Here is a 21,849-nt window from a genome sequence, read left to right on the forward strand (position 1 = left end):
CTTGAAACTGGTAAGAGTTGAGTGTAGTCGAATCAATCAACGTTGAACTGAGATGGCTGTCGAAGTGCAGGTTGGTAAAGAGACCGTGTTTGCTAAAATGGGTGTCTGGATAAAAGAGCGGGGAATGGAGATCGGGGAAATCGGTACAAACTTCCGGAATCTGTATACAAACCCAGATTATGAAGTTGATACATTGACCTCGCTAACCAATTTTTCAGAGGTAACAGATGGCTAAATCAAACTGGGACGCGACCCGCATTCCCGATCAAGCCGGCAAGGTGATCATCATCACGGGTGCCACCAGCGGGCTGGGCAAGGAGGCCGCTCGAGTACTGGCGGGCAAGAACGCCACCGTAGTAATGGCGGTCAGAAATACCGAAAAGGGTGAAAGGGTTGCCAATGAGATTCGCTCCGCTCTCCCAGGCGCTAACTTGCAGGTGCGTCAGTTGGACTTAGCTGATCTGAATTCGGTCGTTGATTTCGTTGACGCCTTTCAAAAGGACCATCAACAACTGGATTTGCTGATTAATAACGCTGGAGTGATGGCGTGCCCCCATGCACTGACTAAAGATGGATTTGAGCTTCAGATGGGCACCAACCACCTTGGGCATTTTGCCCTGACCGGGCGATTGATGCCGTTACTTAAAGCGACAGCTGGGGCGAGAATAGTGGTGACATCAAGCACGGCACATAAGTTTGGCAATATCGATTTCAGCGACTTGAACTGGCAGCAGCGAAGCTACCATTCCTGGAAAGCCTATGGCGCCAGCAAATTGGCCAACCTGTATTTTGCTTACCACTTGGTTGATAAGCTCCAGGGTGATGTCCATGCCCCAAGGGTAACTCAGGCTCACCCTGGGTGGACCAGCACAGAGCTGCAGCGCCATACCGGAGGCGTTTCTTTTTTAAACCGCTTCTTTGCCCAGGGTGCAGATATGGGCGTGTTACCGACTCTGCGCGCTGCCTTCGACCCCGAAGCTAAGCCGGGCGAGTTCTTTGGGCCGGCGAACTGCTTTGAGATGAGAGGATACCCGGTGCGGGTAAAGTCCACTCAGTTGTCCCATGATCGGGATAAAGCCCGCCAACTGTGGGAACAGTCTGAGGCACTCACCGGCGTTCGCTATTGATGTGGCGCTACGGTTGCTAACTCCGGCATTGCAGAAAATGGGTGTCTGATTTCAGTGTTTAGTACCCTAAAGATGGGTGTCATAATGGCGATTTTGAATGAGCCGAGTATGAGATGAGTGACCTGAATACACTGACCAGCATCAGTGAAATACATCGTATGCTCGGTTATGCCAAGCCGTTGCACCCATTAGTCACTGTGTTTCGGCATACCGAAGCGATGATGGCGCAATTTGGTGAATACCGCTTCTCAAGCGAGCTCTATCTGGTGACTCTCAAAGAGCATATTCAAGGTTCATTTGCTTATGGTCGAAGCAATTACGACTTTGAGGAGGGCACCATGATATTTATGGCGCCTGGTCAGGTGTTTTCCTCGGTAAATGAGTCCCGGGACCCAGGCGGCTGGACGTTGATGTTCCACCCGGATTTGATTCGCGGAAGCGCATTGGGGCAAGCGATCGACAGTTATCATTTCTTTGATTACGAGGTCAACGAAGCGCTGCATCTGTCGGATCTGGAGAAGCGTAATATCACCGAGTTGGTACTGAAAATCGAGTCGGAGATTGGTCAGAATCTGGACGCTCACAGTCAGGATCTCATCGTGACTAACATTGAGTTGTTGCTGAAGTACTGCAGTCGCTACTATGATCGCCAGTTCTATACCAGAACCAACCTGAATTCAGATATTTCTCAAAAATTCAGTGCTTTACTTAAATCTTACTACTATGAACAGCAGCAGTTGGAGGCCGGAGTGCCTTCGGTGCGTTATTGTGCAGAGCAACTGAACATCTCCACCAGTTACCTCAGCGATCTTCTTAAAAAGGAGACCGGTCGTAATGCTCAAGATCACATCCATCACTTTGTGATTAACAAGGCGAAAACTCTGTTGCTGAGCAGCGATGCTACCGTGAGCCAAATAGCATTCCAGCTTGGGTTCGAGTACTCCCAACATTTCAGTCGCTTGTTTAAGGCCAAGGTTGGTCAAACGCCCAGAGATTATCGCAGCGTTCATTAGCCGGATGCTATTTTAATCGACCAGTTTGGGTGGCTGATTAAGAACCCTTCGAGTGGGTGTCTGGTTAAGAGTTAGGTGTCTGGTTAAGAGATTGAAGTGGGTGTCTGACTAAGGCTTGGTGTCTGGCTAAGGCTTCAGATGGGTGTCTAGTTAAGAGACGGGCTGAGAGTACTTCGGATGGGTGTCTTGCTAAGGTTGCAGCAGTTGGAGGCCGGAGTGCCTTCGGTGCGTTATTGTGCAGAGCAACTGAACATCTCCACCAGTTACCTCAGCGATCTTCTTAAAAAGGAGACCGGTCGAAATGCTCAAGATCACATCCATCACTTTGTGATTAACAAGGCGAAAACTCTGTTGTTGAGCAGCGATGCTACCGTGAGCCAGATAGCATTCCAGCTTGGGTTCGAGTACTCCCAGCACTTCAGTCGCTTGTTTAAGGCCAAGGTCGGTCAAACGCCCAGAGATTATCGCAGCGTTCATTAGCCGGGTGCTATTTTAATCGACCAGTTTGGGTGGCTGATTAAGAGCCTTGGAGTGGGTGTCGGGCTAAGGCTTCAGATGGGTGTCTAGTTAAGAGACAGGCTGAGGGTTCTTCGGATGGGTGTCTTGCTAAGGGTCATCGACCAGTTTGGGTGGCTGATTAAGAACCCTTCGAATGGGTGTCTGGCTAAGGCTTCAGATGGGTGTCTTGCTAAGGGGCTTTGGGTGGTTGTGGACGTTGGTCGGTGTGAGAGGATTCGAACCTCCGACCCCTTCCTCCCGAAGGAAGTGCGCTACCAGGCTGCGCCACACACCGAACTAAGTTGCTGTCCTGTATCCAGTTTATTCTTACTCGCGGCGATGTCAATCCTTGCTGTGAGGGGGTAAACGACGTCGGTGCCGTTGCGATGCCATAAAAAAGAGCCAGCCATCAAGAGAGAGGTGGCTGGCTCGGTCTGGTACCTCAACGGTCGCTACGGGGTAACAATGTTGAACCAGAATTCGAAGCTGTCCAGCATGGCGAAGAACTCATCGAACGCCTTTTTGTTGCCGCTCAGCTTGACGCTGCCGTCGGCGACGGCGTCATCGAAGCTCAGTTGCCCCAGCTGTATCTTGGTCAGGGTGGCCTTGGTCATCGAGGCACTGGCGTCGGCCTGTTTCAGCTGATTGGCGCTGTAGTTCAGTACCGAATTTTCCACCGTCAGGGTGTAGTCTTCCTTCAGATCGGTAAAGCTCAGGTTCAATGCCAATTTCTTGCCTTCTGCCTTTTCTGGCAGCAAACGCACGCCCAAATAGTCAAACAGCATGGATGGCGGCATGTTGGCGATGATGTCCGGTGACGCGGTTTCCAGTGCCATGGCGGTAGGCAGGCCGTTGCGAAGTTCATACGCGCCTTGCAGGTACACCGAGCGCCACGGGCCGGACTCGGCCTGATACCCCAGTTGCTCATAGCTGTCGGCCAGCAGTTGCTTAGCCTTGTTGTTGTCGGGCTCGGCAAACACCAGGTGCTTCAGTACCTCGGCAGTCCAGCGATACTCGCCCTTGTCGAAATCTTTGCTGGCTTTTCTCATCACCGAACGGGCACCGCCCATGTAGTCGATGTACTTTTTGGCCGCTTGCTGCGGAGGCAGGTTGTTGAGATCCGACGGGTTACCGGTGTACCACCCCATGTAACGCTGGTAGACCGCGCGGCTGTTGTGTCGCAGCGTGCCGTAGTAGCCACGGGTGGCCCAGTTGTTTTCCAGTGACTTGGGCAGGGTGATCATCTCGGAGATCTCTTCACCGGTGTAACCCTGGTTCATCAGGCGCACCGACTGGTCGTGAATGTACTTGTAGATGTCGCGCTGCTTTTTCAGGTAGTCGATAATGTTGTCACTGCCCCACACCGGCCAGTGGTGCGACTGGAATTTCACCTTGGCGTCGGCTCCCCACATCTCGATGGTTTCATTGAGGTAACTGGCCCAGATCAGCGGGTCACGCACCTTGGCGCCGCGCAGAGTCAGTACGTTGTGCATGGTGTTGGTGGAGTTTTCCGCCATCCACAGTGCGTTCATATCGGGGAAATAGGTATTCATCTCCGTCGGCGCTTCGGTGCCCGGAGTAAATTGGAACACCATCTCTACGCCGTCCACGGTCATCTCCTGGCCGGTTTCAGTGATGATGTCGGTGGGCGGGATCAAACTGCCCATGCCGGTTGAGGTGGTCTGGCCCAGGCCACCATTCACGCCGCCTTCGGCGTTACGGGGCAACAGGGCGCCATACATGTACACGGCCCGGCGGCCCATGACGTTACCGGCAATCACGTTCTCCGAGACCGCGTGTTCGGTAAAGCCTTCCGAGGCGATGATTTTTACCTTGCCGTCATCGACGTCTTTCTGGTCGACTATGCCGCGTACCCCGCCGAAGTGATCCAGGTGGCTGTGGCTGTAGATCACCGCAGTGACCGGCTTTAGACCGAACTGTTCATCGACCAGCGCCTTGGCGGCGGCAGCGGTTTCCGGGCTGATGAGCGGGTCAAACACGATCCAGCCACGGTCGCCCTGAACAAAGGTGATGTTGGACAGGTCGTAGCCCCGTACCTGGTAGATCCCCTTGCTAACCTCAAACAGGCCGTATTCCATGTTCAGCTGAGCATTGCGCCATAGGCTGGGATTGACGGTGTCCGGTGCGGCTTTGTCGCTGCTGATGTAGGTTTTGTACTGCTCCAGATCCCACACCACCTGGCCGTCGGCGTTTTTGATGGTCAGTGACTCCGGGCGGGACAGCAGTCCTTTGGTGGCGTTATCGAAATCGGTCTTATCGGCAAAAGGCAGTGCCTTCAGTACCTTGGCGTTGGCCTGCTGGGTAAACTGGCTGGCAGGTTTGGGCGCAACCAACTGGGCTGATTCCTCGGCCAGCGGTGCCATGGAGGTCAGCACCAGAGAGCTGGTGCAGAGTATCGCTAACGTCTTGTTCATACATAGATCCTTTATATTGGCTGACGCCGAATAACTTCATGTCATTAAAAACCGCACTGTCCGGATTTAGGATAGGGCAGGGCCAATATCGCTCCCTGTGGCAGAGGCACACAATGAATTACGGCACTCCAAACCGGTATTTCTTGACAGCGACCGTCGATTTGCCCAATAAATAGAGGTTTGGATGTCATTGTCACGCTGATTGGCCGATATCTGCCGAACTGCAGTTACTCAAACTTAACAACAGGATTGTTGTGAAGATATGCAATTTCCGCAAATGGAATTACAGCGGCAGCAAATAAGGGCTATTTCAACGTCAGATATAGCCGCCTTAGCCCAGTTTCAACCCAATAAAAATCGTTATTACACCCAGCTGCAATCCGGTGTTTTAGCCGCTTCCTATCAGGAAGTAAATTTGGGACAGGTTCAGATCTTCAGAGAGTCGTTAACTACCGGTGCTCGAATTCAGGCGGCGCCGGCCCGAGTCTGGTTGCCTTTTGCCGCCATTTTGCCCCACTCCGGTGAGTATCGATTTTGCGGTCGCGAGGGCCAGGCGGGAACCCTGATCCAGGCCAGTGGCGGCGAGTGGGACATCTGCTTCAAAGAGCGGTTGGATTACGTGTCCACGGCCCTCGACCGGCAGGCGTTCTCCACCAGTTTGCAGCGCCTTACCGGCGAAGAGTTGCCCCAGGATTGGTGCCTGAGCCTGCAGCGGCGCACCGATGCCACGGCACTGAGCCGTTATACCGACGGCATCGCCAGCCTGCTGCATCGCATCCACAGTCAGCCGCAGTTGTTGAGTCAGCCTCAGGCGCAGAAGCTGCTTGGTGCCAATGTGCTGGAGTTGGTGTTGGCGGTGATGATGCCAGCGATGCCATTGACGCCACCGAACTGCAGTAAGCCCAGGCGCCGGTTGGGTGTTAAAAGGGTGATTGACTACCTGCAGGCCCATGCCGCCAGGCTGCCTACCATTCCTGAATTGTGTCAGGTGGCCGAGCTCAGTGAACGCAGCCTGGAGTACGGATTTCGAGACGAGTTGGGAATGACCCCGGTGCGGTACTTGAGGATGGTGCGTCTCAACGGTGCTCGCTGCGATCTGCTGCGGCGTCGGGGCCAGCCAACCAGCGTGGCCGAGGTGGCGTTAACCTGGGGTTTTATGGAGTTTGGTCGTTTCGCCGGTGAGTACCGAAAACTGTTTCATGAGTTGCCGTCGCAAACCCTGAAGCAGGACAAGCCGTCCATTAACCACACTCCGCTATCGCCGCCCCCTGCTGACGGTGACGATACCAGAGTGTCAGGATCAGCATCAGCGGTGTTTGCAGGGTAAAAAACACCGCAGCAAACAGCAGGTACTGGCTGTCATTAAACAAAGTCAGTGCCAACAGGCTGGTAAAGGCCAGGTTTCTGACTGGAAATTCAATAATGATGGCGGCGTGATCTCGTTCTGAACAAGACGTTATATTTCCCACAATCCAGCCAATAAACAGGGCGATAATGGTAAAGGGAATGGCCAATATGACGAGCGAATGAAATTGCGCCGATAATTGCAGCTGAAACTGAAAAAATATACTGATGATTAATATAAGTAGGGCTAATGAGCTGAGTCGCTCAAATTTGGCTAAGTGTTTTTGGGTCTGAACCGGAAACCAGCGCCGAATCAGGTGGCCTGCCATTATTGGCATAATCAATAGTTGAAACAGTTGACCGATCTGGTGTTGAGTCAGTGCGCTTATCGTATCCTGCTGCTGCTGATATTGCGGCAACAGCAGCGCCAGTAACAGCGGCAGTGCCACGATGGCGCCAATGCTGGTGACGGTGGTCAGGGCCACCGACAGGGCGGCGTTGGCCCGGGCCAGCAGGCTGTACAGGTTTGACAGGGCTCCGCCGGGGCTGAAGGAGACCAGCAGCAGGCCGATGGCCACGGCCGGCTCGGGTGCCAACAGCCCAATCAGTATCCAGGCAACCAGGGGCAGCAGCAGCCACTGAGCCACGGCGGCGGCCAGCAGCGGCCGGGGACGGTGTTTAAGCTCGGCGAGATCCACCGAGGTCAGGTTGGCGCCCAGGCCCACCATCAGGGCGACGATCAGTATTTCAATGGCAAAGTCCATCGTCCATCACTGCATTCCGTTGAGTGAAGTCACTACTGTATCGAGATTGACGATGAAAAAACACGCCGCAATGTTGATGCTGCCATTGCCTTTGTTTACCAGTGGCGGATACCGGCATAGGCCACGCCGGTCAACTCGCACACCTGCTTTTTCCAACTGCTCAGGTCGGTGCTGGTGAATTGGCTGAGGGCAGAATGACCGCAGGCCCTGGCCATGATCTGCATCAGCTCGGTGGAGGCGCCCAGGTAGCGGGCCAGTTGCGCCGGACCGTTGTCCACATCCAGCCGCTGCCGAAGTGCCGGGTCCTGAGTGGCAATGCCTGCCGGACACTGGTTGGTGTTACAGATGCGGGCGCCGACGCAACCAATGGCCTGAATGGCGGCATTGGCGACGGCAACGGCATCGGCCCCCAGTGCCATGGCCTTGATGAAGTCCGGCGCCGTGCGCAGGCCGCCGGTGATGATCAGCGACACATCGCGGCCGCAGCGTTTGTCCAGGTGACGCCTGGCCCGGGCCAAAGCGGCCAGGGTGGGCACCGAGATGTGATCCCGAAACAGTCGCGGCGCCGCGCCGGTACCGCCGCCGCGGCCATCGAGAATAATGTAGTCGGCACCGGCCTGCAGGGCAAAATCGATGTCGGCCTCGATGTGGTTGGCCGACAACTTAAACCCCACCGGAATGCCGCCACTCAGATCCCGCACCCGATCGGCAAAGCCGCGAAAGTCATTCACTGATACCAGGTTGGTAAAGGTCGGTGGTGAAATGGCCTCCTGGCCGGGTTTGAGCCCTCGCACTTCGGCGATCTTGTCCGAGACCTTGTTGGCGGGCAGATGGCCACCGATACCGGTCTTGGCGGCCTGGCCGCCTTTAAAATGAAACGCCTGCACCCGTTTCAGCTTGTCTTCACTGTAGCCAAATTGAGCCGAGGCCATCTCATACAGGTAGCGGCTGCAGGCCTGCTGTTCTTCGTCCAGCATGCCGCCCTCGCCGGAGCAGATGCCGGTGCCGGCTAGCTCAGCCCCTTTCGCCAGGGTTTCCTTGGCTTCCTGAGACAGAGAGCCAAAGCTCATGTCGCTGACAAACAGCGGCATCGACAGCACCAGGGGTTTGGCGGCTCGGGGGCCAATCACGGTGCGGCAACTGACCGGGGTGTCATCGCCCAGGGGCCGGGTCGCCAGTTGTGCGGTCAGTATTTGAATGTCATCCCAGTTCGGCAGTTGGTAGCGGGGCACGCCCATGGCCACCATCTCGCCATGGCTGCCTTGCAGCCCCTCCTTGGCCAGCTGATGAATGGCGGCCACCGTTGGTTCCTCTTTGGTGGCCTGGGCCTGGGGACGATCTGAGGCCGGCGCCGCCGCCTCGTTACCCACGTCTTCGGCGCTGAGTTTCATGTGCGAGCCATCGCAATAGGGCTGGTTGGCCGACTGTTTGCACCGGCATAGGTAGGCCTCGCCGTCCTGCTTGGCGCTAAAGGCCTTGGGCGTCAGGCCGGTGCCCTGATGGGAACCATCGCAAAACGGTTGATTGGCAGAGCGGCCACAGGCGCAAAAATAGTAGCGCTTGTCTGCTTCAAGGGTGACTTTTTTCGGACTGACGTCGGCAATGATCGGCTTGCTCATCTTGGACCCTCGTGATTGATCAAGGTGGAGGCATTGGATAAACAACTAGGACAGGAGCCGGGCAAAAGCAAACGGCGCCGAAGCGCCGTTAGGGGGGATTGTGGGCAGCGACGTCAAAACGCCGCATCATTTTGCCTGAATGGGGTTACATCATGGCGCCGTTGACGGGGATCAGCGCGCCGGTGAGGTTGGGGCGCCCGGGACGGGTCAGGTCGATCATCAGGCTGGCCAGTTGTGCCGGGTCGATCCACTGGGCCGGGTCCACCTGGGGCAGGGCGGCGCGGTTGACCGGGGTGTCGATGATGGTGGGCAGCACCGCGTTGACCTGAATGCCATCCGGGCCCACCTCCGCCGCCAGGCTTTCTACCAGGCCATTGAGGGCCAGTTTTGACGCCATGTAGGGGCCGAAACCGGCACCGATGCTGCGGCGGGTGTCTCTGGCGGAGATGAACATCATGCTGCCGCCCCCGCTGCGTTTCATCGCGGTCAGCAGCGGCCGGGCCAGAGTCCAGGCGGTGGTGAAGTTGGCCTGATGCAGCCGGGTGACCTCGTTGGCGCTCACCTGATCCCAGGTGTTCCAGGAGTAAACGCCGCAGCAGTGATAATGGGCGTCAATGGCGCTGCCAAGCAACGGCTCGGCCTTCGACACCAGTTGCTGGCACTGGGCGGCATCGGTGAGATCCCCCAGCAGTACCTGCACCAGATCCGGGTAGCGGCGCTCCAGCTCCCGGGCACGGGTCTCGTCGCCGGGGCGACCGAAGCCGACAATGCGGGTGCCTTGTGCAACCAGTTGGTGTATCAGTGACTGGGCGGTGACCGAGAAACAGGCCGCCACAGTGGCGGTGGTAATGGTTTTGCGTGACATAAACACTCCGTAACTGGGTTGGAAGATTGGGACTAGGCGGTCAGGACCACCTTGCCGACGGCCTGCCCCGATTGCAGGTGACGGTGGGCATCGCCCGCCTGCCACAGGCTAAAGCGGTTGGGGTCGATCAGCGGGGTGAGCTTATCGGCGTCCACCAGCTCGGCCACCTGGCGCAGAATCTGGCCGTGGTTGGCACGGCCTTCGCCGTGAATCATCGGCAGCAGCATCAGCACGCCGTGAAAGCTCAGGCTCTTTAGGGTGATGGGCAGCGGGTCGGCAATCGGCAGGGTGGTGGCCACCGCCCCGTTGCGGCGCACCGCCTCGAAGCTGTTGTTGATGTTGTCACCGGCGATGGTGTCGAACACGGCATCGAAGCCGTCGCCGTTGGTGCAGCGCGTCACGTAATCGGCCACCGACTCCTGGCTGACGTCGATAACATGGTCGGCGCCAAGGTGAGTGGCGTGCGCCAGGGTGGCCGGGCGACAAGTGGTTGAGACGATGGCTCCGGCTTGCTTGGCCAATTGAACCGCGATGTGGCCGACGCCACCGGTGGCACCGTGAACCAGCACCCGATCACCGGCGCCAATGCGCAATTTCTGGTGCAGCGCTTCCCAGGCGGTGATGGCCACCAGCGGCAGGGCGGCGGCCTCGGCCATGGACAGGCGCTGGGGCTTGTGGGCCATCAGATCGGCATCCACCAGCATGTACTCGGCCAGGGCGCCGTTGATGCCGGCAATGCCACCGGCGCAGCCGTAGACGGCGTCACCGACATCGAAACCGCTAACGCCTGCGCCTACCTCGACGATGGTGCCGGCGACGTCGCCGTGCAGAATCTCCGGCAGGTTGGCGGACCAGGGGGTATCGGCCGAGCGCAGCATGGTGTCCAATGGGTTGACGCTGCTGGCGGCCACTTTGATCAGCAGGTGGCCGGGCACAATGGTCGGAATCGGCCGCTCGGCCAGCTGCAGAACGTCGGCGTCACCGAGGGTGGTAAGAATCATGGCTTTCATGGGGTTACTCCAATGGGATGGGGTTGATGGGTTTTAGAATATGACTTGCCATTTGGGAAAAGAATGCACCTGCGGTAAACTCAGTTTTGCTTTTTGAGCAATTATTGAGGCATTCCGTGATCAGCAAACTGCGCTACTTCAACTCGGTGGTGGAAACCGGCAGCATCTCCCAGGCCAGCCAGCACTTCGATGTGCAGCCGTCGTCGGTGTCGCGGCAGTTGGCGGCGCTGGAAAAAGAGCTTGGGGTTCGATTGCTTAACCGCACCACCCGCAACCTGGGGTTGACCGAAGCCGGCAGCCGCTTCTACCAGTACTCACAGCGCATCGTCGCCGAACTGGACGAGGCGCAGCGGGCGGTCAACGATCTGCAACAGGCGCCCAGAGGCTGCCTGCGACTGTCGATGACCGTGGGCTTTGGCGAGACGGTGGTGTTGCCACTGCTGCCATCATTCGGTTGCCGTTACCCAGAGATCGAGCTGCAACTGGAGCTGACCGAGCGGGTGGTGGATCTGGTGGAGGAGAACATCGACATTGCCATTCGCAGCGGCCAGTTGCCGGACTCCAGCCTGGTGGCCAAGCGGCTGCAGTACAATAACTTCATCCTGTGTGCCTCGCCCCAGTACCTGCAGCGCCGCGGTCATCCCACCACATTGAGCGATTTGTCCGATCATCTGTGCATCCGCTATGGCTACAGCGGCTGGCGCGACTGGTACTGCCTGGATGAGCGGCCGCAGCGGATGCAACTGAACAGCGAATTGACCGTGGATACCGTCAATGGTCAGCGGCAACTGCTGCTCAGTCACGGCGGGGTGGCGCTGATCCCCTATTGGGCGGTCAGCGACGATCTGCGCCAGGGCAGATTGGTGGAGGTGTTGCCCAATCACCGTATCAGCCCGACCGAGGTGCCGTCGTCCACCTATGCGCTGTACCTGAAGCGGGAGTTTGTGGCGCCGAAAATTCGCGTGTTTCTGGACTACCTGAGCGAGCAACTGGGCACGCCACTGGCGCGGTGAGGCTCATGGCGTGAATTCCATTCCAGATTTAAGGCGGTACTGATTCCCTGTCCTATACTCAGACAACTCGCTGGTGGTAGTACCAGCTCTGCTGTTGGCATCTTGAGACTAAAAGGGACAGTTACATGATAAGGACACGCCTCTCCTCGGTTCGAGGAGTCTCGCTCATCGGCGCCTTGGCCGCCTCGTTACTCTCGTTTTCCGGCCTGACGGCGGAGAAACCCAACATTCTGGTGATTTGGGGCGACGACATCGGTCAGTCCAACATCAGTGCCTACACCTTCGGCCTGATGGGCTACAAAACCCCCAACATCGACAGCATTGCCAAAGACGGCATGATGTTTACCGACTACTACGCCGAGCAGTCCTGCACCGCCGGTCGTGCCACCTTCATTACTGGCCAGAGCGTGCTGCGCACTGGCCTCAGTAAAGTGGGCCTGCCCGGTGCCGACATCGGCCTGCAGGCCGAAGACGGCACCATCGCCGAGATGCTCAAACCCCTGGGCTACGCCACCGGCCAGTTCGGCAAAAACCACCTCGGTGACAAGGATGAGTTTTTGCCCAGCAATCATGGTTTCGATGAGTTTTTGGGCAACCTGTACCACCTGAACGCCGAAGAGGAGCCGGAGCTGCCGGACTACCCGAAAGATCCCAAGTTCCGTGAGCAGTTTGGCCCGCGCGGCGTGATTCACTCCTTTGCCGATGGTCGCATTCAAGACACCGGCCCGCTGACCCGCAAGCGCATGGAGACCATTGACGATGAAACCGTGGCGGCGGCGATGACCTTCATGGATCGTTCGGTGAAGGCGGGCAAGCCGTTCTTCGTATGGTGGAACGCCACCCGCATGCACTTTCGAACCCACGTGAAACCCGAGCTCTCCGGCAGCACCGGCCTGGGTGAGTACGCCGATGGCATGGTGGAGCACGACAGCCATGTGGGCCAGTTGCTGAAAAAGGTCGACGATCTTGGCATCAGCGACGACACCATCGTGTTCTATTCCACCGACAACGGCCCGCACATGAACTCCTGGCCCGATGCCGGTACCACGCCGTTCCGCGGTGAGAAGAACACCAACTGGGAAGGGGCCTACCGGGTGCCGGCCATGGTGCGCTGGCCGGGTAAGATTAAGGCCGGCGAGGTCTCCAACGAGATCATGCACCACATGGACTGGTTTCCCACTCTGCTGGCGGCGGCGGGCGACGATGAGATTAAGCAGAAGCTGCTCAAGGGCCATCGCGCCGGTGACAAGACCTTTAAGAGCCACCTCGATGGCTACAATTTCCTGCCTTACCTCACCGGTAAAGAGGACAAGGGCCGCCGGGCCGAGGTGTTCTACTTCTCCGACGATGGCGATCTGACCGCGCTGCGCTACAACAATTGGAAAGCGGTGTTTATGGAGCAACGGGCCCAGGGCACCATGCAGATCTGGTCCGAACCCTTCGTCACTCTGCGCCTGCCCAAGCTGTTTAACCTCAGGCAGGATCCCTACGAGGTGGCCGACATCACCTCTAACACTTACTACGACTGGCTGTTGGACCACGCCTTTATGTTTGTGCCGGCACAGGCCTATGTGGGCAAGTTCCTGGAAACCTTCAAGGAGTTTCCGCCGAGACAGAAAGCGGCCAGCTTCAGCCTGGACCAGGTGATGGAGAAACTGCAGCAAACCACCAGTAAATAGCACTGGGGTTTACGGCCACAAAACGGCGGTTTGACCGCCGTTTTTTTACGCCTGTACGTTTTGCTGTACAACGGCAGCTGAATAGAAATGCGCCAACGGCGATTGCCGCTGCGCCGGGTTAGGCGTCATAGTGGTTCCTAACGCTAACTGCCAGCGAACGCAAGAGCAAAAACCAAATCGGTTCGGTGGCTGCACGAATAAGGATGATACCGTGACCCAGCATGCGCAGGCTTTTGACCAATGGATACGCACCGACTTTAAGGCCATCAACACCGAGCTGGAACAGCTCTACTTTCAGCAGCAGGACAAGGCCAACGTCGAAGGGGTTGGTGACGACCTCAAAGCCAAACTGGAGTCTGGCGGCCGCGCCTTTATCGAGAAGTTGCTGGCGGAAGGCAACACCGACGAGGGCTTCGACAACAACTTCGATCTGCTTGGCAACGTTGGCATGTACATGGCCGCCTGCCGTCGCCACGATCTGACCGAGCCGTCGCGTGAGCGCAAGTCGCCGCTGAAGGCCGCCTCGGCGCTGGCGCTGCACATTGGCGCCTCCCTCGGGGTAACGCCGCGGTTTGCCACCAGCCACCTGACCACCCACTGCCTGGCCAAAGCTGGGGTGCCGAAACGCTTCACCAGCCTCGACGACGAAGCACTGTTCATCGACTACAACACCCTGGCGGTGCTGGCCTACAAGCGGGCGGCAGACGCGCTGGTGCGGATACTGCCCATGGGAATCTCCCACCCGGTGGCGATTCATCTGCTGGAGGACGCTCGGCTGGCACTGGTGGACGTGGCCAAGTGGAACCAGGTGTTGTTTGACAAGCTCGACAGTGAGCGCTTTTTTAACAGCGTGCGGCCTTACTACAAGCCATTCCGCGTGGGCCAGCATGAGTATCGCGGCGCCAACGCCGGCGACTTTGCCGGCATCAATGAGATCGACATGCTGCTGGGGCTGTGTCAGGCCAACAACCCGTTCTACTCCCAGTTGCTGGTGGACAAGTTCCTGTACATGATGCCGGAAGACCAGCGACGGCTGCGCGACGTGATGCGCCGCCGCAGCTTTCTGGACGATCTGCTCAGCGCCGCCAACACCGACGCCGACAGCGACTGGTTTCAGCAGGTGTTGCCGGCGTTTCTGGCGGTGCAGCAGGCCCACGGCCACACCGCCATTCAGCATCACGATCAGTTGGTGAGCCGCTTTATCGCCAAGCCCTCGACCGAGATGGCCACTCAGCACTTAAAACAGGTGACAGCCAGCGGACCGCCGCTGGAGGTGTTGATGCGCTCGCTGCAGGGGCTTCGGGATCTGCGCGCCGCCGCCCCCCGGGACGACATTCCCAGCCGCTATCGCGACATCGATGCCTTGAGCGCCCTGGTAAAAGGCCAGCGCCATGAGTAAGCCCCTGCCGCAATTTGTGCCCATAGAAGGCATTTACTTGCTCAATCACTCCGTTGGCCGGCCATTGGCTAGCACTGCCGAGGCGTTGCAGCGGGGATTTTTAGATCACTGGCAGCAGCAGAGCGAACCCTGGCAGCATTGGCTGCGAAGCATTGATGAGTTTAATCAGGCCCTGGCCGGATTGCTGGGGGGCAGGGCGGAGCAGTTTTGTCCCCAGACCAACCTCTCCAGCGGTTTCACCAAGTTGCTGTTTGGCCTTAGCCCCGACCACGACCGCAACCAGATTCTGCTCAGCGAAGATGACTTTCCTTCCATGGCCTTTGTGGCCGAGCAGGCCCGCGCCAACGGCTATGAGCTGAAATTCATGCCCGCCGGCAGCGAGCTCACCGACCTAGAAGTCTGGCAGACCCACATTGATGAGCGGGTAGGGTTAGCGCTGGTAACTCACGTTCAGTCTAATACCGGCATGCAGGTACCGGTGGCCCGAGTGTGCCGGTTGTTGCGCCAGCACGGCGTTACCTCGGTGGTGGATGTGGCCCAGTCCATCGGCTGTCTGCCCATCAACCTGGACGACTGGCAGGCGGACGTGGTGCTGGGCTCGTGCGTTAAGTGGCTGTGCGGCGGCCCCGGTGCCGGGTTTATCTGGGTCAATGACCCGATGCTACCGAAACTGCAACCCAAAGACGTCGGCTGGTTCTCTCACCGCAACCCGTTTGAATTCGACGTACACAAGTTTGACTACCACCCCGGTGCCAACCGCCTCTGGGGCGGCACGCCGTCGGTAGTGCCCTTTGTCACCGCCGCCAACAGCATTCGCGTGCTGACTGAGGTGGGCATCGACGCCATCCGTCAGCACAACCTGGCGCTGACCCAGTCGCTGATCGACGGCTGCGACGATTCATGGATAGCCTCGCCCAAGCAGGCCAACCGCCGTGGTGGCACCGTGGTGATTCAGCCACCACAGAGCACAGTGGAAGCGGTAATCGAGGAGCTGCAACGCCAGCAAGTGCATTTCGACCGCCGCGACACCGGCCTGAGGCTGTCGCCGCACCTGTACAACACTGAGCAAGAAATCGACCAGGTACTGGCGTGTCTGCACCGGGCAGGACAATAAACCAGCACTCACACGCCAACTGCCGCAGGAGTAGGCCAGAATAGACCGCACAGTGAGCAAACGGCGCCACAGGGGCTTGCGCTGCTCGCTGCCGCGGTTACAATACGCCTCGTTGTTTAGCGACACTGGTTCGTTTAAACAGAAGATTTACGCGACACTAGCTCAGTTGGTAGAGCGCAACCTTGCCAAGGTTGAGGTCACCCGGGTTTGCAATAGCGAACCTCGTGTCGCAAAAAGGTCTCGAGGTACTCGAGCTCGTGACCCTAGCAATAAGACAGAACAGATTTACGCGACACTAGCTCAGTTGGTAGAGCGCAACTTTGCCAAGGTTGAGGTCACCCAGGTTTGCAATAGCGAACCTCGTGTCGCAAAAGGTCTCGAGGTACTCGAGCTCGTGACCTTAGCAATAAGACAGAACAGATTTACGCGACACTAGCTCAGTTGGTAGAGCGCAACCTTGCCAAGGTTGAGGTCACCCGGGTTTGCAATAGCGAACCTCGTGTCGCGAAAGGTCTCGAGGTACTCGAGCTCGTGACCCTAGTAACAAGACAGAACAGATTTACGCGACACTAGCTCAGTTGGTAGAGCGCAACCTTGCCAAGGTTGAGGTCACGAGTTCGAACCTCGTGTGTCGCTCCAAATATGGCGCGTTGGCAGAGTGGCTATGCAGCGGATTGCAAATCCGTGGACCTCGGTTCGACTCCGGGACGCGCCTCCATATTTCGACGAACGGCAACCCTAACAAGGGTTGCCGTTTTTCGTATGAGCATCCAAAAGTCTGTCTCCCCCACGAACCCTAAAATATCCTCCGTCGCCCTTGCGAACGCGAGGGCCCAGCGTCTTCTGCTCGTATTAGCAATCATCTACCATACTCTAATCAACCTCCCGTCGTGCCCGTGAACGCGGGAACCCAGCGTCTTCTGCTCGAACTAGCAATCAGCCACCACACTCCAACCAACCTCCGTCGCCCTAGCGAACGCGGTTACTCAGCGTCTTCTGCTCGAACTAGCAATCAGCCACTACACCCCAATCAACCCTCCGTCGTGCCCACGAACGCGGGTACCCAGCGCCTTTCGCTTAAACCAGTAGCAATTAGCCACCACGGCTCAACCAACCCTTCGTCGCCCTTGCGAACGCGAGGGCCCAGCGTCTTCTACTCGAACTAGCAATCAGCCACCACAGCCCAATTACCCCTCCGTCGCCCTTGCGAACGCGAGGGCCCAGCGTCTTCTGCTCGAACTAGCAATCAGCCACCACACCCCAATCAACCCTCCGTCATCCTTGCGCACGCGAGGACCCAGTGTCTTTGAATCAGCGAAACTCAGCCTCTCAAACGAACCCACCCAAAAACCTCCTCGTGCGTGATCTCTTACACGCGTAGTGTGATTTAACCCACTTTTAAACAGTCACTTAAGGGTGTACCGTTATCTTCCTATAAATCAGTTAGATACCAGATTTTATAGCCTTGCTGATGTGTGAAAACACTCATCGCATCGGCGGAGCTCGGTCGATTGAAAGTCACAACAAAATGATAGTTGTTTAAAATCAGCAATTTATGTGTTTGCACTTACTAACTTCTCAGTAAGCCCAAACCACTGGTCATCCACACAGTCATTGGTCGTCGCCGCTTTTCTTCGAGCCAGATCCGCCTTACTTGCTTTGCGACCATATGCGTAAAGATCCATAAGCTGTTTCATATCAGAATGTTGATAAGGTTCCGGCGAGCTTTGTGGGAATGATAGGCGGCAAGGTTTCTAAGGACGAAAGGCGGCGAATCGCCGCATAACATGCTGTTAGCTGCTAAACAAACATCGGATAAAACATGTCAATTTTCGATTTATTTTCAAAAAGGCAAAAAAGACTACGCGGTGAAGTACCGGATGTTTATGTGTATGAAGAAATCCCACAAAAATTTCGAGTACAAATTGTTCATATAATTCGTGACGCAATCGGAGTCGAAAGCGATTACAATCGAGCTACAAACAGTACCTATCATCAAATCCATAAGGTGTTATGTAGAGAGTATGGAGTATTCACATTAAAAGAATATGAAGACTCCAACTTTAAAGCTGTCTTTGACTATTTTTTAAAATCTGATAATTACGAACAATGCCTCGATATAATTGAACTCTCTTTCAAAGTAATTGATAAGCATGTTCGTGAGAATGAATGGAATTTCAGAGAGTTAGGAGGGAGAACTATAACTCCTGATCATGCGATCGAAGAGCTTAACGGGCGATTCAAAGAATCTGGCGTCGGCTACCAATTTGAAAGCGGTGAACTTGTTAGAGTTGACTCGCAATTTATACATTCTGAAGCAGTAAAACCAACTCTTAGGGTTTTGGGTTCTAATAAACAGTATCAAGGAGCAAACTCTGAGTTTCTTAAAGCTCATGAGCATTATAGACATAAACGATACAAAGAGTGTCTCGTGGAATGCCTAAAATCTTTTGAAAGCTTAATGAAAGCAATTTGCGAGAAAAACTCATGGAATTATGGAAAAACAGATACTGCAAAGAAATTGATAAATGTTTGTTTAACTAATGAGTTAATACCAAGCTACCTTCAAACTCAGTATGCATCGATTCGCACATTACTCGAAAGCGGTATACCAACAGTTCGAAATAAAGAAGGAGGACATGGTCAGGGCGTTGAAGTTAGTGAGGTTCCTGAACATTTAGCAAGTTATACATTGCATCTTACAGCAAGCAATCTTCTTTTTCTTGCTCAGTGCGAATCGCAGCTAACAAGTAAATCCAGGTGACGCCTACGGCGCACCTGATTTAGGCGTTATGACTTCAAATAAACTTCAAGGTAGTATTCGTGAAGATAAAATCTGTTTATATTGACAATTTCAAAGGATATAAAAAGTTTACTCTTTTCTCAGAAGAGTCATTAAATGTCGTTACAGGGACAAATAATAGTGGTAAAACAACTATTCTAGAAGCAATATCGCTCTGGTATGAATGCTTTAGGTTTCTTATTTCCAAAGCAAAGCGAAGTGATTCAACATTAAATTTAAGAAAAGGTGATTATCGACTTGGTAATAAAAATCAAAACTATATAGATTATCGAGAAATTTCATCAGTAAGAAGTTATAGGTTTGAGGATATTTTCTTTGATCTTGAAGCAACTCGACAAATAGAGATAGGAGTTACATTTCTCTGTCAAGAAAGCGGAGAAGAAAACAGCGTTAACTTTCTGATAAGAAGCGCAAGTGGTAACAATTATGAAATAAAACTCAAAGATCATGATGATTTTAATTTTTCATGGTTGAACAATTCCTTCCAGCACCTGCCAGACCCAATTGGATGCTATTTTGCGACACCTGTAGCAGCAATTTCCGTTGGTGAAGAATTCGCCTTGGATCAAAAAATAAGAGAAAAAGTAACTTCAAGGCAATCATTTATCTATATCAGAAATAGAATACACAGAATATCTCAAAAACCATTTTATAATGAATTTAAAGAAAAGATATCATACATACTTAATCAAGGTGAAAACCCAGTAAGCTTCAATATTGTTGGCGATATCAGTGAGGATATAAATATAGATGTAAACATTTCAATAGGGATACAAGGAAATCCCAAAGAAATATCATTGCTCGGGAGTGGTACTCTGCAAATCATCGAATTGTTATTAGCAAGCTTTGAAGAAGAGAGAGATTTAAATATAATTCTGTTGGATGAGCCTGATTCACATATACACAGGGATATACAGAAACGTTTAGTAGAAGTACTTTTACAGCGATCGTCCAAAACACAAATCTTCATTACAACCCACAACGAAGGATTAATTAGAAGCGTTGAACCAAAAAATATCTTCAACATTACAGGCAATGTTTCTAATGACGAAGAGTCAAATTATTACCCAGTAACAAGTCAATCCTTGCCTAGAAGAAGAACTGGTATTACAACAAGCTATCACAATACAGTGATGCAAAGTTTAGGTAATGAAAATTCATTAGATCTACTTAACGCTTTAGAAGCAGACTTGTTGGTTTTTGTTGAAGGTGCTGATGATTCTGATTTCATTGAAGAAATATTAAGGGCGAACCAAACAAACAAAAAAATTGTATATTGGTCATTTGGCGGCCTTGATACCCTTATAAAGAAGATAAGTCACTACAAAGATTTCTTACAACATATTGGAGCATCTTGCTCTTTGTGGGATAAGGCATTGATAATTATTGATGCAGACTTCATGACGGATCAACAGAAAACGCGACTAGCCAATAATTTTCAGCAAAGATTAAATATTAGAACTCATGTCTGGAATGCTTATACAATAGAGTCAACCATATTGTCTGATGATAATGCTTTGCATTCCATCATATCTAGGCAATGTGCACTATATGAACTAGAAGTAAACGAGCAAGAAATCACCGATGCCATAAATCAAGCTAAGCAAAATATTCTAACATCTAAGTCTAATTGTCTTAGAAATGATGCAGCTTATAGAGAAAGGATTTCGAGACAAATACAGAATAGAGCCTCGGCATTAAGAGACGATCTGAATTTTACCAACATTTTCTCTGGCGGAGAGGTAATGTATTTCCAGAACTTCGACACCTTTGCTTCAGAGCAGTTGGATCAAGGAAAAATAGATCATCTATGTGACAAAAATGATGTACAAGATTTCTTAAATACTGTGTTCACTCAGCTAGGTATCAGTGAAAGTACTCATGATACGCCAGAATTTGGAAGTTTAATCAATCTTGCTAACACATTAACTATGCCAATCGAATGGCAACGTCTTAACAACTTTATCGTGCAATGAAGTCATAACAAGTGGTCCCAGGTGACGCCTACGGCGCACCTGAACCAAGCGATATGATTCCCCCTGTCAATAGGCACAGATCTGTCCATGCCGGGCCCAAAAAGGCCGGCGTGGGCACCCTGATAAGCAACCTTTGGCAAGTCAATGTTCGGCGGTTGACCTTGCTGATATTCGCGGGTTTGGTTATCCGCATTACTTGTTTGCGCCGCTGGAGCCTTGCCTCATTCTATGATCGCGTAGATAAACGCCTAACGCCGTCGAGGATTGCTCTCACCGCTGCCGCCGGTTTGTCTCATCAGGGTGATAATCTCACTCGTTAGCCGAGGCGAACTTGACCCTCGGGTTCAAAGCGCTGGGCCAAGTCCCAGATATAACCCGTCAACTCTCGGGCAACCGCCGTCACGATTTTGTTGTATTCCTTGCCTCTGGTTTGGAGCTTGCGAAATCGGCTGCAAAGCCGCAGTTGTACCTCCTAGGAGCGTTGTTGCAGAGTAACTGAATGATGTTGCTGACGTACCTGCAGTTCGCGTGACACTTTGGGGCTGAAGCGATTGGCCCAAGCGGCTTCGATGAGAATGCACCGCGCGTGTGTATTGCCGCCACCGCGCTTTTCGCGTTGGCCACTAGAGCGTTCGCTTGGCGTAAGACCAATGAAGTTCATCAGTTGTCTGGGGTTCGAGAAGCGGCGAAGGTCACCAAGTTCGGCCATCAAGGTAATGGCTGACAAGAAGCGGTACCCCGCAAGGTGGCGTTATCAGCCCGATACTGGCGAACATCTACCTGCATTATGTCGTGGACATCTGGTTCGAGAAGGTGGTGAAACCTCGATTAAGAGGTGATGCGATGATCATTCGTTATGCGGATGATTTTGTGTGTGCTTTTCAACACGAACAGGATGCAGAAGCATTCTATCGGGTGCTACCAAAACGGCTGAAGAAATTCGACCTTGAGGTAGCCGAAGAAAAGACCAAAATCATTCGATTCAACCGTTATAATCCAGGGCGAGACAAGAAATTTCAGTTCCTTGGGTTCGAGTTTCTTTGGGAGTTGAATGCAAAAGGTAAAGCCTGCTGAGACGGCGCATCGCGCCAAAGAAGCAGAAAGCCACGTTAACGGAGTTCTATCTCTAGATAAAATTCAGTCGATTTAAACGGTTAAGAGAGTGGCTGCCCAGTCTCAAACGCAAACTG

18 protein-coding genes and 6 tRNA genes are annotated in these 21,849 nt (G+C 54.0%); 17 read left to right on the top strand and 7 right to left on the bottom strand.

The features are described from left to right. Positions 1-52 precede the first annotated feature (52 nt). The 4 genes from J8Z22_RS10500 (at position 53) to J8Z22_RS10515 (ending at position 2,620) form a co-directional block, all read left to right on the top strand. The gene (locus J8Z22_RS10500) at positions 53-235 is read left to right on the top strand and encodes a hypothetical protein (protein WP_252010318.1); all 183 of its coding nucleotides are present in this window, start codon (positions 53-55) and stop codon (positions 233-235) included. Next, positions 228-1,127 (top strand): oxidoreductase, encoded by a 900-nt coding sequence (locus tag J8Z22_RS10505; protein WP_252010319.1) that lies wholly within the window; start codon positions 228-230, stop codon positions 1,125-1,127. The genes J8Z22_RS10500 and J8Z22_RS10505 overlap by 8 nt, the downstream gene beginning before the upstream one ends. A gap of 113 nt (positions 1,128-1,240) precedes the next feature. Beyond that, positions 1,241-2,140: an AraC family transcriptional regulator gene (locus tag J8Z22_RS10510; protein WP_252010320.1), complete on the top strand. Its 900-nt coding sequence runs from the start codon at positions 1,241-1,243 to the stop codon at positions 2,138-2,140. 177 nt (positions 2,141-2,317) lie between these two features. Continuing rightward, positions 2,318-2,620, top strand: coding sequence for an AraC family transcriptional regulator (locus J8Z22_RS10515; RefSeq protein ID WP_252010321.1), 303 nt, complete (start codon positions 2,318-2,320; stop codon positions 2,618-2,620). Positions 2,621-2,856: 236 nt separating this feature from the next. On the opposite strand, the gene J8Z22_RS10520 is transcribed toward J8Z22_RS10515, so the two are convergent. After that, positions 2,857-2,933, bottom strand: a tRNA-Pro gene (locus J8Z22_RS10520). A gap of 157 nt (positions 2,934-3,090) precedes the next feature. Next, positions 3,091-5,073, bottom strand: a complete 1,983-nt coding sequence (locus J8Z22_RS10525) for an alkyl/aryl-sulfatase (protein WP_252010322.1) — start codon at positions 5,071-5,073, stop codon at positions 3,091-3,093. A gap of 415 nt (positions 5,074-5,488) precedes the next feature. On the opposite strand from J8Z22_RS10525, the gene J8Z22_RS10530 reads away from it, so the two are divergent. Next, positions 5,489-6,400 (top strand): helix-turn-helix domain-containing protein, encoded by a 912-nt coding sequence (locus J8Z22_RS10530; RefSeq protein WP_252010323.1) that lies wholly within the window; start codon positions 5,489-5,491, stop codon positions 6,398-6,400. Here J8Z22_RS10530 and J8Z22_RS10535 read toward each other — a convergent pair. The 4 genes from J8Z22_RS10535 to J8Z22_RS10550 all read right to left on the bottom strand — a co-directional run bounded on the left by J8Z22_RS10535 (position 6,315) and on the right by J8Z22_RS10550 (position 10,675). Next, entirely contained in the window at positions 6,315-7,181 is an 867-nt protein-coding gene (locus J8Z22_RS10535) for a bile acid:sodium symporter family protein (RefSeq protein WP_252010324.1), read from the bottom strand. The two genes, J8Z22_RS10530 and J8Z22_RS10535, sit on opposite strands and share 86 nt — an antisense overlap. Positions 7,182-7,276: 95 nt before the next feature. Continuing rightward, positions 7,277-8,800: a glutamate synthase-related protein gene (locus J8Z22_RS10540; RefSeq protein ID WP_252010325.1), complete on the bottom strand. Its 1,524-nt coding sequence runs from the start codon at positions 8,798-8,800 to the stop codon at positions 7,277-7,279. A gap of 145 nt (positions 8,801-8,945) precedes the next feature. Continuing rightward, positions 8,946-9,665, bottom strand: a complete 720-nt coding sequence (locus tag J8Z22_RS10545; protein WP_252010326.1) for an SDR family oxidoreductase — start codon at positions 9,663-9,665, stop codon at positions 8,946-8,948. 32 nt (positions 9,666-9,697) lie between these two features. After that, positions 9,698-10,675: a zinc-dependent alcohol dehydrogenase family protein gene (locus J8Z22_RS10550; RefSeq protein ID WP_252010327.1), complete on the bottom strand. Its 978-nt coding sequence runs from the start codon at positions 10,673-10,675 to the stop codon at positions 9,698-9,700. Positions 10,676-10,791: 116 nt separating this feature from the next. On the opposite strand from J8Z22_RS10550, the gene J8Z22_RS10555 reads away from it, so the two are divergent. The 11 genes from J8Z22_RS10555 to J8Z22_RS10605 all read left to right on the top strand — a co-directional run bounded on the left by J8Z22_RS10555 (position 10,792) and on the right by J8Z22_RS10605 (position 20,659). Continuing rightward, complete coding sequence (locus J8Z22_RS10555) at positions 10,792-11,688, top strand: LysR family transcriptional regulator (protein ID WP_252010328.1); 897 nt, start codon at positions 10,792-10,794, stop codon at positions 11,686-11,688. A 125-nt stretch (positions 11,689-11,813) separates the two neighbouring features. Beyond that, positions 11,814-13,367 carry an arylsulfatase gene (locus tag J8Z22_RS10560; RefSeq protein ID WP_252010329.1) on the top strand — a complete coding sequence of 518 codons (1,554 nt, stop codon included), beginning with the start codon at positions 11,814-11,816 and terminating at the stop codon, positions 13,365-13,367. Positions 13,368-13,578: 211 nt separating this feature from the next. Continuing rightward, positions 13,579-14,766: a monodechloroaminopyrrolnitrin synthase PrnB family protein gene (locus J8Z22_RS10565; RefSeq protein WP_252010330.1), complete on the top strand. Its 1,188-nt coding sequence runs from the start codon at positions 13,579-13,581 to the stop codon at positions 14,764-14,766. Continuing rightward, complete coding sequence (locus J8Z22_RS10570) at positions 14,759-15,880, top strand: aminotransferase class V-fold PLP-dependent enzyme (RefSeq protein ID WP_252010331.1); 1,122 nt, start codon at positions 14,759-14,761, stop codon at positions 15,878-15,880. Before J8Z22_RS10565 ends, J8Z22_RS10570 begins: the two co-directional genes overlap by 8 nt. A 151-nt stretch (positions 15,881-16,031) precedes the next feature. Next, positions 16,032-16,112: transfer RNA gene (locus J8Z22_RS10575), tRNA-Gly, on the top strand. A gap of 57 nt (positions 16,113-16,169) precedes the next feature. Further along, positions 16,170-16,250: transfer RNA gene (locus J8Z22_RS10580), tRNA-Gly, on the top strand. 56 nt (positions 16,251-16,306) lie between these two features. Further along, positions 16,307-16,387: transfer RNA gene (locus J8Z22_RS10585), tRNA-Gly, on the top strand. Positions 16,388-16,443: 56 nt separating this feature from the next. Continuing rightward, positions 16,444-16,519: transfer RNA gene (locus tag J8Z22_RS10590), tRNA-Gly, on the top strand. A gap of 5 nt (positions 16,520-16,524) precedes the next feature. Then, positions 16,525-16,598: transfer RNA gene (locus J8Z22_RS10595), tRNA-Cys, on the top strand. A gap of 1,104 nt (positions 16,599-17,702) precedes the next feature. After that, complete coding sequence (locus J8Z22_RS10600) at positions 17,703-18,644, top strand: STM4504/CBY_0614 family protein (protein WP_252010332.1); 942 nt, start codon at positions 17,703-17,705, stop codon at positions 18,642-18,644. Between the two features lie 59 nt (positions 18,645-18,703). Continuing rightward, entirely contained in the window at positions 18,704-20,659 is a 1,956-nt protein-coding gene (locus J8Z22_RS10605) for an ATP-binding protein (RefSeq protein ID WP_252010333.1), read from the top strand. A 472-nt stretch (positions 20,660-21,131) separates the two neighbouring features. Here J8Z22_RS10605 and J8Z22_RS22195 read toward each other — a convergent pair whose 3' ends face one another. After that, on the bottom strand, positions 21,132-21,368 hold the full coding sequence (locus J8Z22_RS22195) for a transposase (RefSeq protein ID WP_371878133.1): 237 nt from the start codon (positions 21,366-21,368) through the stop codon (positions 21,132-21,134). A 71-nt stretch (positions 21,369-21,439) separates the two neighbouring features. Between J8Z22_RS22195 and J8Z22_RS10610 the strand changes: the two genes are divergently transcribed. Next, complete coding sequence (locus J8Z22_RS10610) at positions 21,440-21,733, top strand: reverse transcriptase domain-containing protein (RefSeq protein ID WP_252010472.1); 294 nt, start codon at positions 21,440-21,442, stop codon at positions 21,731-21,733. Positions 21,734-21,849 lie beyond the last annotated feature (116 nt).

This window comes from Ferrimonas sp. SCSIO 43195, from assembly GCF_023716685.1.
Classification (GTDB): domain Bacteria; phylum Pseudomonadota; class Gammaproteobacteria; order Enterobacterales; family Shewanellaceae; genus Ferrimonas; species Ferrimonas kyonanensis.